Origin of the sequence: Vibrio sp. Vb2131 (assembly GCF_033338535.1) — a bacterium.
Lineage (GTDB): Bacteria > Pseudomonadota > Gammaproteobacteria > Enterobacterales > Vibrionaceae > Vibrio > Vibrio alginolyticus.
On the sequence record NZ_JAWOSW010000008.1, the window covers coordinates 1 to 17,630 of the forward strand.

General features: G+C 45.2%; 13 protein-coding genes. 1 reads left to right on the forward strand and 12 read right to left on the reverse strand.

Features of this window, described 5'->3' with window-relative positions; genetic code table 11:
* The 11 genes from R7E38_RS10605 to R7E38_RS10655 form a co-directional block, all read right to left on the reverse strand.
* On the reverse strand, positions 1-830 hold an 830-nt coding region (locus R7E38_RS10605; protein ID WP_226083597.1), incomplete at its 3' end, for an immunity 49 family protein.
* Positions 823-5,226: an RHS repeat-associated core domain-containing protein gene (locus R7E38_RS10610; RefSeq protein ID WP_226083598.1), complete on the reverse strand. Its 4,404-nt coding sequence runs from the start codon at positions 5,224-5,226 to the stop codon at positions 823-825. The genes R7E38_RS10610 and R7E38_RS10605, both read right to left, overlap by 8 nt.
* Positions 5,227-5,649: 423 nt before the next feature.
* Entirely contained in the window at positions 5,650-6,066 is a 417-nt protein-coding gene (locus R7E38_RS10615; RefSeq protein WP_226083599.1) for a hypothetical protein, read from the reverse strand.
* Entirely contained in the window at positions 6,050-7,102 is a 1,053-nt protein-coding gene (locus tag R7E38_RS10620) for a formate dehydrogenase subunit gamma (RefSeq protein WP_226083600.1), read from the reverse strand. Before R7E38_RS10620 ends, R7E38_RS10615 begins: the two co-directional genes overlap by 17 nt.
* Positions 7,103-7,116: 14 nt before the next feature.
* Positions 7,117-7,725 (reverse strand): formate dehydrogenase FDH3 subunit beta, encoded by a 609-nt coding sequence (gene fdh3B / locus R7E38_RS10625; protein WP_005377536.1) that lies wholly within the window; start codon positions 7,723-7,725, stop codon positions 7,117-7,119.
* An 11-nt stretch (positions 7,726-7,736) separates the two neighbouring features.
* Positions 7,737-10,592 (reverse strand): formate dehydrogenase subunit alpha, encoded by a 2,856-nt coding sequence (locus R7E38_RS10630; RefSeq protein WP_226083601.1) that lies wholly within the window; start codon positions 10,590-10,592, stop codon positions 7,737-7,739.
* 10 nt (positions 10,593-10,602) lie between these two features.
* Positions 10,603-10,803 carry a twin-arginine translocation signal domain-containing protein gene (locus tag R7E38_RS10635; RefSeq protein WP_005377542.1) on the reverse strand — a complete coding sequence of 67 codons (201 nt, stop codon included), beginning with the start codon at positions 10,801-10,803 and terminating at the stop codon, positions 10,603-10,605.
* A 73-nt stretch (positions 10,804-10,876) separates the two neighbouring features.
* Positions 10,877-11,503, reverse strand: coding sequence for a molecular chaperone (locus R7E38_RS10640; RefSeq protein ID WP_005377544.1), 627 nt, complete (start codon positions 11,501-11,503; stop codon positions 10,877-10,879).
* 9 nt (positions 11,504-11,512) lie between these two features.
* A complete protein-coding gene (locus R7E38_RS10645) occupies positions 11,513-13,174 on the reverse strand; it encodes a 4Fe-4S dicluster domain-containing protein (RefSeq protein WP_054574151.1) in 1,662 nt (553 codons plus the stop codon).
* Positions 13,175-13,482: 308 nt separating this feature from the next.
* Positions 13,483-14,112, reverse strand: coding sequence for a DUF3306 domain-containing protein (locus R7E38_RS10650; RefSeq protein ID WP_005389513.1), 630 nt, complete (start codon positions 14,110-14,112; stop codon positions 13,483-13,485).
* Positions 14,102-14,566, reverse strand: a complete 465-nt coding sequence (locus tag R7E38_RS10655; RefSeq protein WP_005389514.1) for a DUF3305 domain-containing protein — start codon at positions 14,564-14,566, stop codon at positions 14,102-14,104. The genes R7E38_RS10650 and R7E38_RS10655 overlap by 11 nt, the downstream gene beginning before the upstream one ends.
* Positions 14,567-14,898: 332 nt before the next feature.
* Here R7E38_RS10655 and R7E38_RS10660 point away from each other — a divergent pair, with 332 nt between their 5' ends.
* Positions 14,899-15,723: a formate dehydrogenase accessory sulfurtransferase FdhD gene (locus tag R7E38_RS10660; RefSeq protein ID WP_017820681.1), complete on the forward strand. Its 825-nt coding sequence runs from the start codon at positions 14,899-14,901 to the stop codon at positions 15,721-15,723.
* Between the two features lie 240 nt (positions 15,724-15,963).
* Here the strand turns inward: R7E38_RS10660 and R7E38_RS10665 are convergent, their stop codons facing one another.
* Positions 15,964-17,556 (reverse strand): ABC-F family ATPase, encoded by a 1,593-nt coding sequence (locus R7E38_RS10665; protein ID WP_025766654.1) that lies wholly within the window; start codon positions 17,554-17,556, stop codon positions 15,964-15,966.
* Positions 17,557-17,630: the final 74 nt, after the last annotated feature.

Genomic DNA, 17,630 nt, shown 5'->3' on the forward strand with positions numbered 1-17,630 from the left:
GTTTCAACAGATAAACAGTTACCTTTGTCGTACCACATACAAGCCATGCCAAGCAGAGGGAAAGAGATGAAGGTTTCGATTGAAATCAATTTTTTAGGAGCATCCAAGCGCATTTGATATTGCTCCTGGAACTGCAGGTTCTTAATGAGTACCTCTTCAAAGTCATAATCAATATCGGTTGTCAGGGCGGCAAAGGTTTCTAAAATGCCCATGGCGATTTCTAATGCCCAGTCATCACCCTGAGCAACTGCAGCGTCCATTGCTGCGACTAGCTTATCGGGGTAATCCGATGTGCGGTTGTGGAATGACTGAATCACATCCACCAGCATGTAAGAAAGCTCACCAGCCTTCGTAGAACTTTGTTTCATCAGAGAAATCGGAAAGCTCGCCAATACGTCCATACTTGGCCTGTCACGCACGATCACCGAAGTGAAATAAGCATCAAGCCATCGGTTAGGGTGTAAACACCCCGTTTTTAAAATACCTTCACCTTTCCAGGTTACTTCCGGGTATCCAGGTAATTGAATACTTTGAGGCTCGTCAGGTCTCATGGCGAGCTGATGATAAAATGCACGCATTAATGATGCTTCATATAGACATAGTGTGCCGGTTCTCTCATCATCATTTAATGGAGGTAGCCATGTATACAGGCGAATTTGCTCAGACACATCATCACTCAAATAAACCAAGTTTTCTCTTTTTATCGCAATGCGCCTTTTTCGTTTATCTAAGTTCTCTTTTACTTCTTCTCTGTAAGCATCTATTGCCGCTTGAGTTAGACTAATATGAGCCAATCGCTCAATCTTTTTTAATTCCTTGGCATCAAACATTTCCAAATTCTCCCATGTCTATATCAAATTCTTTCGCTTTAATTTTCGAGACTTTACCATCTGAAGATATTTCTGCTTGTGTATGAATATAACGAATCGGAATATCATCTTTGATAGCGGATTTGATGTGATTTGCAGCAATCTTTTCCGTTGTACCTTGTTCTTGCTTAGACATCTCACCAATAATTGCTGCTGTATATTCAGTTGTCCCTTGCTGATATGCCATATTTCCAATTTTACGACTGCCGAGCGGGCTGCTGCCACCCTTAGCCTCGACGATGATGATTTCTTCAGGATCATCTGAGAGGTACACCATATCGAAATCACCTGGTTTCGATCCCGAAGTTGCAAGGTCTTTGGGATGGATCAACTTAGCATTAGGGCGTATATTCCGAACAAAGTCATCCGCGACCAACTCACCAATTTTTGCTGACTGCTGGTTAATTTTAGCAATTTGGGCGTTATGCCCTTCTTCGCCGCTACGCGCATCCATTGCCTTTTGACGTTCTGCTAAACACTCATCAACCTTTTGTTTGCATTCTTCAGAAAGTTTGTATTTCTCATTCTCATCCTCATCCTTATTATTGAATTCGAATTCTGAGTTATCCTTGTAATCCGCTTTATTCAGCACTAGGTCCTCGGTGAAGATGGTGCAGGTCTTATCGCCACCGACCTTCTCTGAATCAAACACGTGAGCATTAACAAACTCTTCTATCCCGACTACGTACTGCACTTCATGTTTGCTTCCGTCAGAATGATTAATGTGGCGATAAAAAGTAATCTCGTTCTTCTCGCAATCAATATGGTCTAAATCGTATTCATATCGAATATGATTTTTACCTTTGGGTTTTCGGATTTTGACTTGCGAGCGAACGCCATCTTCTCCGACGGATGACTCTTTTGCTGCTTCTAAAATCTGATCGCAAACCTCTTGGGGGACATCGCTTTGCGCCTGATACTCTGCCAACATTTGACCCAAGCGTTTTAGCCCTTCTTCACATAGGAAACCTGTTGGGTCAATCCATTGAATTGGGTTGACTGCATATTGGTAATGGTTAATGCCACCAGCAATAGATATCGGATCTTGTTGGATAAAGCGTCCTAGCTTAGGATCGTAATACCGAGCGAGGTTGTAGTGTAAGTCGGTTTCTTGATCGAAGTACTGTCCTTGAAAACGCAGTGGATTTGCTACATTTTCAATATGTACATGAGCAAAGCCGTTAGCATCGTAACTGGCACTCCATACAACATTCCCTTCGCAATCGATTAGTCGCTCTGGTTTACCAACTTGATCGCACTGGTACCAATAAATAACGTCATTTTCTAGCAGTGCCACTGGCGTGTAGGTTTCGGGTTGATATAGGTACCAGCGGAAAGCACCTGAAGAGCGTTCACCAATTAAACGTTCCCCTTCCCACAAGAACTCCGTAACGCCTTGTTGTGTAATTTTTTTCGTTCTGCGCCCTAATGCATCATATTCATATTGACTGATACCATCGTCGGTGTGAACTTCAATGAGCTGATTTAACGCATCAAATACGCGAGTCTGAACGTGTCCTTGCCCCTCACGTTTTGTCTGGTTTCCTTGCGCGTCATATTTGAACCTGACACCATCGTGTACTTCAATACGATCAGCGAATACCTCTGAAGTTGGCAAAGTAGGATTGCCAAAACTATCGTATTCAAATTTAGCCACATCTCCGGAAGCATTGACTCGTTTAAGTTGCCCTAAGGCATCGTACTGATAGTGTGTTGCTCCTGCCGTATTATCAATGATTGATGAAATACGGTTTTGCGCATTGTAAACGTACTTTTTCTCTCTATCTGGCCAATGCTGTTCAACCAAGCGACCAACACCATCATAAATGATGCGCTCATTAAAATATGCCGTTTCAATTTGGGAAACTCGTCCCATTTCATCGTAATGAAATTTGATTTGAGGTAAATCTAGGTTTCCAAACCGAATCGCTGAAAAACGCCCATATCGATCATAAGAGAAGTTCAGCTCCGTATTATCTGGCAGTACCTGAGATACGCGTTGGCCAACTCTGTTAAACTCCTGCGTTATCTCAAACTGGCCTTGAATGCGCTTTGTTAAATGCCCGAATGAAGAGTATTGGTATTGCAGTGTGTGATGGCGATTGGATGCGAAAGTAAGTCGCCCACCAAGCGTATAATTGAAGTGGTTCTCTACAATACTGCTACCATTTCCTGCTTTGACGTGCTTGAGATAACCCGCAGCGTCATAGCGATACAGCACCGTCCTATCGGCGACTTGCTTACGATGGATTCGCCCCATATGATCATAATCAAATTGGCTTTGTAGATTATCAAACCCGACAGTTCCTGACAGCTGGCCTTCATCGTCATACAGGAATTCGAACTCTAAGCCGTCACTCCGAACTAATTTAGTCAGGTTACGTTGTTGATCGTATTCGTAAGAAATATGGCTGCCATCGGGAAAGATGACTGCTTCTTGTTGCGCGAGTGCTCCCCATTGATACGAGGTAATGCCTGCTGGCGTTCGAATCTGAGCAACACGGCTGTGCTCATCGTAAGAATATTCTTCGCTATAACCGACTTTGTCTTCGTCGTTAAAATAACGAACTGATGTACGCCTGCCAAATTGATCATAAGCGAGTTGAGCAATACACCCATCGGGATAAGCAACGCCATTCACTAAATCTTCTTCATTGTAGCTATAACGAAGTAATGTACCGTCTATTTCATTCGCGATAAGTCTTTGTTGTTCATCCCACCACCACTGACTTTTCTTACCATCTTCAGACTCTTTTTTGACGACTTGACCGTGTTTATCGTAATCATATTCCGTGACACAGCCGAACTGATCGGTATCCCAAACTCTTTGACCGAGGCTATTGTAGTAAGCCTTCTCGATATCCCCGTCAGGTGAAACCGTTTTAACTAACTTACCTAAGCCGTCATAACCATATTGAATTTCTTTGCCAGAGGAATGAAACTTAGAAACTAATTGACCATGCTGATTATATTGATAATTGACCGTTGACTGATCAGGATAGATAGCTTGCGCTTTTCGCCCTAATTCATCATATTGCCATCGCCAAGTTCTACCTGTGGGGCTTATTTTCTCGAGTAAGTTACCCTGCTCGTCATGCAAGAAAGACCATTGATGATCTAACGAGTCAGAATAAGAAGAGTGATTTCCTTGATAATGGAAGCGATAGTCATAAATTCCTGCGTCCCCAACGTTTCTGATGCATTTCGCTTTTGCACCTTCGCCATCCCATTCAAAATAATGAGTAAAGCCAGTTGGTCGTACACGTTTAACAATTAAATGCCCGCGGTATTGATACTGTTCCTTTAAGCCTAAATGATTAGTTGCACTGACCAAATCATCGTGCTCATCATAGGTATAAGTTGTCAGAACTTTTTGGGACTTTGCATTTAGCAGTTCTACAAGGCGTCCTTGCTTATCATATTGACATTCAAGAACCGGACGCTTGTTGTATGCAATCTCGATCAATCGATGGTTTCGAGAATACTGCAGTTGAAACGTTGAAAACGTGCCATTTCTGACTTGTTTAACAACCCAACGATCATCTTTCTGTTCAAATCGATATTGATGCCCACTAGCGAGCGTCACGATCCGAGTTGCTGAATTTAGGAAATAACAGCTCGCACCAGCGTATATCTGGTAACTTGTTGCTCCAATATCTACTGGCTCAAATTCTGTGATATCGGCCTTATCGTCAACAAACTCCCAAGCGATAACATTGTCTTTCTCGTCCGTCTTTTCGCGTAATTCAAACTGAAATGCATGTCGCCAACCAAAGCCCATTCCATGATTTACATCCGACTGCGAAGAGCGGTAAGTACGCTGCCAAGTAGTACCTTGTTGTAGCTCGATATCATAGAGTTCGAGAATTTCTTCACCCGTCACAAGTGATACAGGATCACCGGCTTTCTCATGTTTTTCGCTGCTTTGTTGCTGAGGCTTGGCGGATGCGGCACTTCTGCCACTCTTTTTATTCGACTTCCCCTTTCCCTTCGATGGTTTTGCATTGACGGTATTTTGAGTCGGTGGAGGCGTAACCGCTGACGAGAGTGCGTAGTTTTCGCCGGTAGGTACAATTCGAGCGACATGCAAATCACCGTTCACCAAAGCATTGGCAAACGTTGAATTATAGTGTTGGGAAGTAAGCTCACCGTCAGGTATGTTTGGCTTGAGTTGACCAATCGTATAGAACAAGTCCTCGACAGAGCGAAGGTCAAGCTCACCAAAGCTCTCAAGAAACTCTATTGCCTCTTGTTTGGTCACGAATGTTTTAGGTTCGCCGCTAGTAAGTAACTGACCAGAGAAGTGATAACTTTCGCCAAAGCGATTCGTGATAGGAATGACGAATTGAGGGATCATAGCCGTAACGTGTTTGTCCTTTTCTTACCTTGCCGCATCATTTAATGCTCGTTTCGCTCTTTTTATTTGTGAGAGCAAGATGCCTTAATCAAACATCCTCCGATAGAGATTCCTCTGTATGCGTAGACTGAATGTATTGATGGCAATTTTCACGTATGCAACTCTTTGAATTTCTGAGCGCAGCGTACTTTAACGGGACGATGAATCCTGAGTAAATGAACAATAGCGTGAGTGAGACTAATGTCTCATCGTGACGCGATTTTTTTACATGTTTCTTACTTAACTATGATTTTCTGCCCAGTTACGTAAATTCACTCAATAAGTTGCATCAAGTATCACCACTGCGACTAAGTGCTTCATATTTGAGACAAAACAGCAACAAAAAAACCGCCTATTACGGCGGTTTTGCTTAAAGAATACTGATTAAAGGTTTGGACCTGTCGATGGTCTGTGTGGTTGGTTATTGAGCAGTTGCTGCATCCCTTGAAACATTCGCATAAACCACACCAAGATGGCTAATGCAGCAAACACCATCCCTACCCAAGGAATAAAGTAAGCGATGGTTTCAAGCAAAGTACTATGCAACCAATAATCACTCACGCCAACGAGTACACCGTTAGAAGTCGCGACGGTGACGATCAACACAACAAAAAACGTCAGGTAGAGAAAGAAGGTGCGAATTAAACCGTAGTAATGAGAAATCACTACGTCGCTGTCTTCTCCCTTATCTAATCGGTAACCCGCATAGATAATTGCGATAACGCCTGAGATCAGAAACGTAAACGGGGTCAGACAGCTCAGGATGTACGCAATCCAAATCCCGTTATGAGGTTTGTTCATTCGCTTTCGCTCCTTTTACTTCCGTTTGTGCCGTATCTGTTTCACCCATCGCTTCTTTGGACTTCACTTCCTCATACCAAAGATCGTGATGCTCTTTCGCCCATGTTTCATCAACTTCACCTGTCACCATGCCTTCTAGCGCACCTTCCATTCCGAATAGACCAATATAGATGTGGAAGATAAAGCCACAGATTAGAATCAGCGCCGAAATCGCATGAACTAAGTTAGAAAGCTCCATGTCACGGCGAGTTTGGCCAAAGATAGGAAAGTCCAGAACTAAGCCACTCACTGCCGCGATAGCACCAAAGAAGATTAACAACCAATAGATTGCCTTCTCACCACCGTTTGAGAAACCAGCTGACGGATGTGTGCCTTTGTGTTTACCAACCATGCCGCCCATTTTCATAAACCAACGAACATCTGTCATGTTTGGAATCGACTTGCGCCACCATTTAAAGAGCACGAGCATCAGTAAAATGAAGAACAATGGTCCCATGTAATTGTGGTACTGCTTCGCCAACATGACGATAAAGCCCCAGAACTCAGTAGGAACGTACGGTTTTAAGAAGTGCTTACCGTAAACCAGCATCAAACCACTGAATGCCAGCGTTAAGAATGTAAACGCCATGCTCCAGTGAAGCGCGCGGTCTAAACGAGACCAACGCTTCATTTTTTTACCAGTACGCGGCTTGCTAAGCATCAAAGGACCAACGAATACGTAAGCCATGATAACCATCGCGATACTGCCGAAAATCGCGACAGCACCAGCAGGAGACATCCATTTCTCTTTTAGAATGTACCAAGTCTCACCAGGTTTACTGATCAATACGCCATGTTCTGGCGATTGGGACGTGGTGTAGCCTTCTTGCCCCTCTCTGACTTCACGCCAATAGTCTGCCCCGGCGAGTCGCGTGATCTCCTGTTGAATAACTTTAGAAGATTGTTCCTCTGCTGAAGCAGGCATTGCGAAAGTCAGCAGCAATGCTGTCATCATTGACAGCATTGCTAAAGATGCACGTTTAAGCGTGTTTAACATGTGCCTCTCCTTACTTAGCTTTTCGTCGCATCGTAAGAAAGATCGTTTCCGTCTGTCCAACCTGCGTTTTTCGCGCCGCGTTCTACCACACGTTGACGGAAAATGTCAGAGACTTTCTCTGCGTCACCCGCAAGCAGCGCTTTAGTTGAACAAAGCGATGCACACATCGGTAACTTGCCTTCTGCGATACGGTTCGCACCGTATTTTTGACGTTCTTCCTCAGAGCCAGGCTCTGTTTCTGGGCCGCCCGCGCAGAAAGTACATTTATCCATTTTGCCACGTTCACCAAACGCTTCTTGTTTAGGAAATTGAGGTGCGCCAAACGGACAAGCAAACAAACAGTAACCACAACCGATACACAGATCTTTATTGTGAAGAACGATGCCGTCTTCGGTATGTTCGAAACAATCAGCTGGACAAACTGCCATACAAGGCGCATCGGTACAGTGCATACAAGCAACAGAGATAGAGTTTTCACCAGCTTCACCGTCGTTTAGTGTTACCACGCGGCGACGTTGAATGCCCCATTCAAGCGCATCGTCGTTTTCGTTCTTACATGCAGTAACACAGCCGTTACACTCGATACAGCGTTTGGTGTCACATAGAAATTTCATTCGTGCCATTGTCAGACTCCTTACGCTTTACGAATGTTACATAGGGTTACTTTGGTTTCCTGCATCAAGGTAACCGGGTCGTAACCGTAAGTGGTTGCCGTGTTGGCCGATTCGCCAACAACGTAAGGCTGTGTACCTTCTGGGTATTTAGGACGTAGGTCTTCACCTTCGAACTTACCGCCAAAGTGGAACGGAATAAACGCCAAACCAGGTTTCACACGACGTGTTACCATCGCTTTCACCTTGATTCGTCCTTTCTCTGCACCTTCAACCCAAACATCATCACCATCTCTAAAGCCAAGATCGTTCGCGTCTTTCGGGTTCACTTCAACAAACATTTCTTGTTGAAGCTCGGCAAGCCAAGGGTTTGAACGCGTCTCTTCACCACCACCTTCGTATTCAACCAGACGGCCAGAAGTCAGAACGATTGGGTACTCGCCCGATTTGTCTTGCTCTTGAATGGATTTATACAACGTAGGAACACGGAAGATTGCATCTTTGTCTTCCCAAGTTGGGTAATCCGTTACAAGGTCACGACGTGGTGTGTAAAGTGGTTCACGATGCAGTGGCACACGGTCTGGGAACGTCCAAACAATCGCACGCGCTTTCGCGTTACCAAATGGAATACAACCGTGCTTGATCGCGACACGCTGAATACCGCCAGACAAATCTGTTTTCCAGTTTTTGCCCTCTGCTGCCACTTTCTCTTCTGCAGTTAAGTCGTCCCACCAACCAAGTTGTTTCAACAACTTGTCAGTGAATTCTGGGTAACCGTCTTTGATTTCACAGCCTTTCGAGTAACTGTCTTCTGCAAGAAGGCTCTTGCCTTCGAATTCCACACCAAAGCGCGTACGGAAGTTACCGCCACCTTCTGCAACCGTCTTAGACGTATCGTATAGAATGTGTGTGCCTGGGTGTTTCATTTCCGGTGTACCCCAACATGGCCAAGGTAGACCGTAGGTTTCACCGTTGACAGGGCCACCTTCCGCTTCCAATGTGGTTTTGTGGAACGTATGCCAGTTTTGTTGGTGCGCTTTCAAACGCTCTGGGCTTTGGCCTGTGTAACCAATCGTCCACATGCCTTTGTTGAATTCACGCGTTAGGTCTTCAATCACCGGCTGGTTGTTTTCAACACGGATGTTTTTGAACAGAAGATCGGAATAGCCCAGTTTCTTCGAAAGCAGGTACATGATTTCGTGGTCTGGTTTTGATTCAAACAAAGGTTCAATCACCTGATCACGCCATTGTAGAGAACGGTTAGATGCGGTAACGCTGCCGTGTGTTTCAAACTGTGTTGTTGCAGGAAGCAGGTAAACGCCGTCGGTACGGTCGTTCATTACCGCAGCAACCGTTGGGTAAGGGTCCACAATCACCATCATGTCCAACTTCTGCATCGCTTTTTTCATCTCAACACCACGTGTTTGAGAGTTAACTGCGTGTCCCCAGTAGAACATTGCACGGATGTTTTCGCGTTGACGAATGTTGTCTTTGTTTTCCAGTACACCATCAACCCAACGAGATACAGGAATACCTGCACTGTGCATTGGTTTCTGACCGCTATAAGCGTTGTCATCGAAACGACCTTTGATCCATTCGTAATCGATTTCCCACACTTTTGACCAATGACGCCAAGCGCCTTCAGAAAGGCCGTAGTAGCCCGGTAGCGTGTCAGAAAGTACGCCAAGGTCGGTTGCGCCTTGTACGTTATCGTGACCACGGAAGATGTTTGCGCCGCCGCCTGATTTACCAATGTTACCAAGCGCTAGCTCAAGCACACAGTAAGCACGTGTGTTGTTGTTACCAGTAGTATGCTGAGTACCACCCATACACCAAACAATACAGCCTGGGCGATTTTCAGAAAGCAGTTTTGCTGTTTGGTAAACGTCTTCTTCACTTACGCCTGTTACGCGCTCTACTTCTGCTGGCGTCCACTTCGCTACTTCAGCACGGATTTCATCCATACCGAATACTCGTTGACGGATGAACTCTTTATCTTCCCATTGGTTTTCGAAGATGTGCCACAACACACCCCAAATAAATGCTACGTCAGAACCTGGACGAAGTGATACATAGAGATCCGATTTTGCTGCCGTACGTGTACGACGAGGATCCGCTACGACGATCTTACAGTTGTTCTTCTCTTTCGCGATCAGAATGTGCTGCATCGCCACTGGGTGTGCTTCAGCTGGGTTTGAACCAATGAACAGCATCGACTTACAGTTGTGCATGTCATTGAAAGAGTTGGTCATCGCACCGTAACCCCAAGTGTTTGCTACACCCGCCACGGTTGTTGAGTGACAAATACGCGCTTGGTGGTCAACGTTGTTAGTGCCCCAAAGTGATGCCATTTTGCGGAACAAGTACGCTTGTTCGTTGCTGTGCTTTGCGCTTCCCAAGAAGTAAACCGAATCAGGGCCAGACTCTTTGCGGATGTCCATCACCTTGTTACCGATTTCTTCGATCGCTTGATCCCAAGAAAGCTTTTTCCACTTACCGTTTTCAAGCTTCATTGGGTATTTAAGACGGCGCTCACCGTGACCATGTTCACGCAGTGCTGCGCCTTTTGCACAGTGACCACCGGCGTTAAATGGGTGGTCGAATGCAGGCTCTTGACCCGTCCAAACACCATTTTGAACTTCTGCGTAAATACCACAACCCACTGAACAGTGAGAACAGATAGTACGTTTTACTTCTGTTTTCGCTTCTGGATCGACTGATTTTGCTTGCGCTTTTTTCATCATTCCCGGTGCGAATAGACTAGCACCAACCACTGCGCCACCAGCGGCAAGCGAAGTGTTTTTCATGAATGCACGACGAGATACGCCAAGCTGGTTCGTTTCTTTGCTCACACTGTCGGAGCGTTTGACAAGTTTCATCCGTTATCTCCTAAAGTGTGTCGTAGTAATCGCGAATGTGTTGAGTTTCACGATACCCTTTCTTCTTCACGTCGTTTTCAGAAGGCTCAACCGTTTCTGAAGCAACGGCCACTTTCGTGGTTCCCGCAACAACAGCACCGGCAACGGCAGCGGTTGTGAAGCCTTTTAGGAGATCCCTACGGCTTGTGTTTATTTCTTTATTATCTTTCATCATTGCTTCCTTACCTTACGGTAGATCTTTGGAGACTCATGCCTCTCTATCGATATGACCAAGTACTGCTCGATTACTCGTAATCAGTGACGTTTTTCACATCAATTTTTAATTTGTTCTTACTGCTTTTGGTGTTCACGCTAAAGCGCACTTGCTCTAACGTTAAAAACGCATCGCAAAGCTGTGCAGCTGGCTTGTAGAAGTTCACGCTTTCTGCGCTCTCTAGTTGGCGCGTAAAAGATTGGAACCAAGGGGCGATGTGTTTGTTAAACACCGCTTGTTGAAGTTCTTCCTCTTCACCTGTCAGCATTGCCATCACTTCGCACAGTGCAGAAATATGGTCTTCAGGCTCTTTCACGTTCTCTTCTCGTTCGATGCCTAAAAGATCCAAATCGCGACGAATTTCCGCTAACGGTTTTTCCATCATCGAGCCAGTGCGATGCCAAGATCCGAATGGCACAACTTCACCACGTCCAATGCCAATAAACAGATCTTGATATTCTTCTTCTAACGCTTCTCGCTGCGTTTCGTTCGCGGCTTGTTGCAGTGCGAGCCAAGCTTTTTGCATCGCGCTCTCAGACGGTTCAATTTCTAGCGACTTCAGGAACGCCAGCATTTCATCACTAGGCGCACTACGAAAAAGTGCAGATAGTACGAGATAAATGTCTGTTCTCAGTGTTTGTTCTTGTTGTGTGTCCACTGCGAGCTCCTAGTATTTCAGTTGTTTCATTGGGTCTTCTGCCATCGACTCAAACATGTCGATCACACGGCAGTCTTCACACATCGCGATACGATTGATTGCCGCTTCATCAGAGAAATGAGAGTGACCGCGTAACTTGTTTTGTAGCATGTCGATCATCGATTGCGGAGCAAAAGGCTTGTGACAACGAATGCACTCGGCTGCCTTTTCTTCATGAATCACAACCGCTTTCTGGCGTTCTTCTTTCACCCAGTTCATACGAGGAGTAAGCGTCAGCACTTTCTCTGGACACGCTTTCTCGCACAGCCCACATTGAATGCAGTCTTGCTCGACGAATTTAAGCGACGGAGATTGACCATCGGTATGAAGTGCACGTGTAGGACAAACTGCCACACAGCTCATACACAACGTACAACCTTTACTTTCACAAGAGACTGTGCCGTAAGGTGCGTTCGCTGGAAGTTCAACAATGTTCTCAACTGGAATACGTGATGCGGACAACGCATCCAACGCCGTAAATAGACGCTGACGTTTGTTACCTTGCAAGTCTCCTAATGCCAAATCAAAAGACTCGGTACAAAGTGTCGGAGCACCTTCACGTAGTGACTCTAGATACAGAATGTCGATGGTTTCTTTGGCGATACCAAGCTGACCGAGCAGCTCTTGAGCAATACCTACTTCGCTATTAAGCACACGAATAATGGTTTGAGGCATAAAACGTGAAGCCGCAAACAGCACCTGAGTAGCACCATTCACAAGCGCGGCGAACCAAGTATCAATACCAACCGAAGGCAGTTCTTCCACCACAATTGGAATCACATTATCTGGCAGTGCTTTTAGTGCCATCACGTTGTAGCTCTCGTGGCGAGAACTACAAATCAATACGATAGGATCTAAACCACCCGCTTGCTCATAGTTGGCGAGCGTACGTTCAATAAACTTTTGCGTATCTTCAGGGTTTGGCAGTGCGTAATGAATCGCTTCTGTCGGACACGCTGTAGCACAAGTACCCACGCCTTGACATAGGTATGGGTTGATCTCGATGCGATGGCCCGTTCTGTCGCTGCCTTCACTCGATAGTGCCCCTGCCGGACAAGCATCCACACACCGTTCGCAACCTTTTACGCCACGAGAGCTGTGTGCACATAAATCGGTATCTAAACGGAAGAATTTCGGTTTATCGAACGTCCCCATTAAGGTTGGAATCTCTTCCAACGCTTCAGCCAGTTTCGGATAGCCACGACCTACTGGGTAGTAGCCCGGTACTGGGACTTCTTCCGACATGCAGCTGTTAAGGCAAAGATCGAGTACGATATCGAAACAATCGCTATTGATCGCGACCTTGGCAAGATTGTTGGTCGAACCATGATTTTCAATCAGAACTTCAAACGTACCTAAGAACCCTGAAACCTGAACCGAATTGGCGTAATAAAGCTCGGGATTTGTGCCCTTTTCGCCATCGGTAGAAAGCAGCGTTAGGCTGTTCATTTGCGACAATTGCGCTGCCGCACTTTCGATGATTGCTGTTGGGCCCACAATCAAAGTATTACCGCCGCTTTCATAGCTTACGGTTGGTGGAATAAGATTGGTCAACTCTACGGTATTTTCGAAAGCGTACAGCCTCGCTTTACCGTTATTGGAAGTTGCTTGTTCTAATAATTGTTTCAGCATTGCTCAATTCCATTTATGAACATGGATAGTCTTTTCCATCTCTTAGTGTAGTTAGCGCCGGAGATTCTGCTGATTAACTTATCAATGAGCATTCTTATTCCGCCATCTATAGGCGATGAATACTACGCAGTGCGTCCGTACTAACTTCAACCAGATTGGTATTGAGCAACAGATAGCAAGTGTCATGCCAATAAAATATCAACTAAAAATCAATAGGTTATCAGTTTTACTGACAAATAGTAGGGATAAAAAAACCGGTTGAGACATTTTGTCTCAGCCGGCTCATTGAGTGTTTAGTCAAAATGTACCTATTCTTTGTGTGGTATATTTTGTCTCACCTCGTTAGGCGGTGATTCTTCAGCAAAAGTATCACTTTCGCCAAGCACTGTATTTATATACAGTTCATTTTCATCTTGAGTAATTTGGGCATTTTTGTCGGTGTTTGACTCTGCGTCTTCAACTACCTCAGATGCGATATCGTTAACATTAAGCTCAGACCCTTGCGCAGTTTCAGCGTCTGGTTCGTCTTCCACTTTGTCTTTAACCCAATCACGCAGCGTCTCAGCGACGTCTTGAGAAAGTGACTTTAAGTTACTGTAATCATCATCGTAATCGTCTAGGCCGTCACGCACGTTAAATTCTTCGGACAAGAACATTTTGCGCAGCGCGGCTTTCTTAACGCTTTCTGAAGCTTCAGAAACCAGCAGTTGCGCCACAGACATTTCTTCGGTTTTTTCAGTCTCTACACTCGCGGTAATGTCTGGAGCCTGACTATCCTCATCGATGTTCAAAGCATCTGAGCTTTCGTCAGCGTTTGAAAGCGCTGTGACATTATCTTCGGATTGCTCCGTCTCTGCTATCGGCGTAATCTCTTCATCATGTTGGGAAGATTCTTCTAGTTTACGTTTCGACCAACGGCTTAAAAAACTAGTTGCCATTTGCTCTGCCTGCTCCTTTGCGTTTCTTGCGTCTTACTTCTAACAACTCACCGTGACGACCAATAAAGGCTTCCATCCAAGCCTGAACGGCTAACGGCATATCGTTGGATAGTACAAGGTTATCACCATCCATATATTGCGCCGCAACAGATTGTGAGGCCGTCAGTAGCTGTATCGCTGGTTTTTCACCAGACTCGACGTTATCCATCACTAAAAAGAGTTTAGGTTGCTGAGAGCTTAAGTTAAAACGGTAGTCTGTACGCTCGTCTTTATGTAATTGCAACAGACAAACATCTGGAGTCTCTTCCGTCGGATTCAGCGCAAATCCTGTCAACTGCCATTGGGTTGTCACCCAAATCCCTGTACTGATCTCATGCTCAACAAGCTCTACGCCGATTGGCCATGTATCCTCAGTCTTTTCGTAATTTTTTTCGAAATCTTTCTTATCCGACATAACTCACCCAGTCTTTCTATTTTTGGTCTGAAAACACACGGGAGATTTTGCCCCCGTTTTCGACCATTTTTATTGTCTTCGAAGCAATAAACGCGCCAAGCTGATATAACTTAGTCTATATACTCCCTCAGGCTACTCAGGCTATAAGTACCAAACTAGACGAAACTCAAATGTATTGATGTGTCATTACTGCGAACTCGCAGTTTTAATGCATTGTTGACATAAAACCTCGCAATTTCTGTGGGAACCGCTATTTTGGAATGAGATTTGCTAGCTATTTAAAAAGCTAAAATGCGTAGCAACCTAACGCTCTTAATCACTAGGACACGACTGTGCTGAAACCAAATATTATTAAAACCAGTGAAAATCCCCTGCAAACCATTGAAGTCGATGTGTATGACGAGTACGGCGAAAAGCTCACGAAGCAAATCGCTTGCGAGCGTCCTCTTACGGTCATGCTGAACTGGAAAGAAGTGGTCACGCTCATGACGCTAGGTTCGCGTCCAGAAGCACTAGTACTGGGTTATTTAAAAAACCAAAGCTTCCTGTCCGATCCAGCCGCGATTGAATCTGTTATTATTGACTGGGAAACGCATTCCGCAGCGGTGATTACTAAAGAAAACACTGAGCACTTAGAAGGCGCCCTGAAAAAGAAAACCGTCACCTCAGGTTGTGGCCAAGGCACTATGTATGGCAACGTGATGAAGCAGCTTGAAAATTATCAAGTGCCTCAAGTTCCTCTTAAGCAGTCAGAAATTTATTCTGCGCTGGAAGCGTTAACTCATTACAACGACACCTACAAAAAAGCGGGCGCAGTACACGGCTGTGCGGTTTGCAAAGGTAATGAGGTGTTATCATTTGTGGAAGATGTCGGCCGTCACAACGCAGTGGATACACTTGCAGGTGAGATGTGGCTCAAAGAAGAAACAGGTGAAGATAAAATTTTCTACACAACTGGTCGCCTTACATCAGAGATGGTGATTAAAGTGGCTCAAATGGGCATTCCTGTTCTGCTTTCTCGCTCTGGCGTTACTCAAATGGGGTTAGATCTAGCGAAGCAATTTGGTATTACGACCATTGCGCGTGCGAAAGGTTTGCGCTTCCAAGTGTTTACAGGAGCCGACAAGGTTGAATTTGATGTAAAAGGCAACCAATAACACCTTTTCAGTGTAAACTAAAACCAATAATGCGGATTCACAGAGGATGTGGACTATGAATAATGACCAATTGTGGAATTTTCTGCTTACGCCCAGCGGTATCATGCTTTCTATGATTATTACCTTTGGCGTAGTCGGAATCTATGCGTATATAACAGGTCAGTTTAAGGATTAAGGCCAAATATCAAAAAAGCCTCGCTAAATAGCGAGGCTTTTGCTTTTTAAACGCTTTGCGAGTAATTACGCGTCAACGCCACGAGATTTTAGGAACTCAGAGTACGTGCCTTTGAAGTCTGTGATCTTGCCATCGCGGATTTCGATAATACGCGTTGCTAGCGAGTCTACGAATACACGGTCGTGAGAGACGAAGAACAACGTGCCTTTGTATTGCTCAAGCGCCGTGTTCAAAGATTCGATCGATTCCATGTCCATGTGGTTGGTTGGTTCGTCCATTAGCAGCATGTTTGGCTTGTGCATCATTAGCTTACCAAGCAGCATACGACCTTGCTCACCACCAGACAGTACTTTTACTGACTTCTTAATGTCATCTTGACCAAATAGCATACGACCAAGGAAACCACGAACGACTTGCTCGTCATCACCTTCTTGACGCCATTGACCCATCCAATCCGTTAGATTCATATCTTCTGCAAAGTCATGCGCGTGGTCTTGCGCGTAGTAACCGATGTTTGCATTTTCAGACCATTTGAACTCACCAGCACGCGGTTCAAGTACACCAGCAAGCGTGTTTAGAAGTGTTGTTTTACCCACACCATTTTCACCGATGATCGCAACGCGCTCTCCCACTTCAAAAATTGCATTGAAGTCTGAGAACAAGTCCTCTTCAAAACCTTGGCTCAGGTTTTCTACAATCAGAGCGTTACGGAACAGCTCTTTAGACTGTTCAAAACGAATGAATGGGTTTTGACGGCTAGACGCTTTCACTTCGTCCAGTTTGATCTTGTCGATTTGCTTCGCACGAGATGTCGCTTGTTTTGCTTTCGATGCGTTTGCAGAGAAACGTGCAACGAACGTTTGTAGCTCAGCGATTTGTGCTTTCTTCTTCGCGTTGTCGTTTAGTAGACGTTCGCGAGCTTGAGAAGCCGCCGTCATGTACTCGTCGTAGTTACCAGGGTAAACGCGTAGCTCACCGTAGTCCAAGTCAGCCATGTGTGTACATACTGAGTTTAGGAAGTGACGGTCGTGCGAAATGATGATCATTGTGCAGTTACGCGCGTTTAGCGTATCTTCCAACCAACGGATTGTGTCCATGTCCAAGTTGTTGGTAGGTTCGTCAAGAAGCATCACATCTGGGTCTGCGAATAGAACCTGCGCTAGAAGCACACGAAGTTTCCAGCCTGGTGCTACTTCACTCATTAGACCGAAGTGTTGCTCCATTGGGATACCTACAGCAAGAAGAAGCTCGCCCGCTTTGGCTTCTGCCATGTAGCCGTCCATTTCAGCAAACTGAACTTCTAAGTCAGCCACTTTCATGCCGTCTTCTTCGCTCATTTCAGCAAGTGAGTAGATGCGGTCACGCTCTTTCTTCACTTCCCATAGCTCTTTATGACCCATGATAACGGTATCGATTACAGTAAATTCTTCGTAAGCGAACTGGTCCTGGTTCAGTTTTGCAACGCGCTCGTTTGGATCGTAGCTTACGTTACCACTGGTTTGCTCAAGCTCGCCGCTGAGGATCTTCATAAAGGTTGATTTACCACAACCGTTAGCTCCAATTAAGCCATAGCGATTGCCTTCGCCGAACTTAACTGAAATGTTTTCGAATAGCGGCTTAGCGCCGAATTGTTGAGTAATATTCGCTGTGGAGATCAAAACCTTTACCTTAGCAATTGGGGTGTATTTAGAAAAACCGGGCAACGGTACTTGTTCATGCTACATACTGCAAG

Bases quoted from the DNA above. Each gene is read 5' to 3' on its own strand.
- R7E38_RS10610 (WP_226083598.1), bottom strand. From the start codon at position 5,226: ATGATCCCTCAATTCGTCATTCCTATCACGAATCGCTTTGGCGAAAGT.
- R7E38_RS10615 (WP_226083599.1), bottom strand. From the start codon at position 6,066: ATGAACAAACCTCATAACGGGATTTGGATTGCGTACATCCTGAGCTGT.
- R7E38_RS10620 (WP_226083600.1), bottom strand. From the start codon at position 7,102: ATGTTAAACACGCTTAAACGTGCATCTTTAGCAATGCTGTCAATGATG.
- fdh3B (WP_005377536.1), bottom strand. From the start codon at position 7,725: ATGGCACGAATGAAATTTCTATGTGACACCAAACGCTGTATCGAGTGT.
- R7E38_RS10630 (WP_226083601.1), bottom strand. From the start codon at position 10,592: ATGAAACTTGTCAAACGCTCCGACAGTGTGAGCAAAGAAACGAACCAG.
- R7E38_RS10635 (WP_005377542.1), bottom strand. From the start codon at position 10,803: ATGAAAGATAATAAAGAAATAAACACAAGCCGTAGGGATCTCCTAAAA.
- R7E38_RS10645 (WP_054574151.1), bottom strand. From the start codon at position 13,174: ATGCTGAAACAATTATTAGAACAAGCAACTTCCAATAACGGTAAAGCG.
- R7E38_RS10650 (WP_005389513.1), bottom strand. From the start codon at position 14,112: ATGGCAACTAGTTTTTTAAGCCGTTGGTCGAAACGTAAACTAGAAGAA.
- R7E38_RS10655 (WP_005389514.1), bottom strand. From the start codon at position 14,566: ATGTCGGATAAGAAAGATTTCGAAAAAAATTACGAAAAGACTGAGGAT.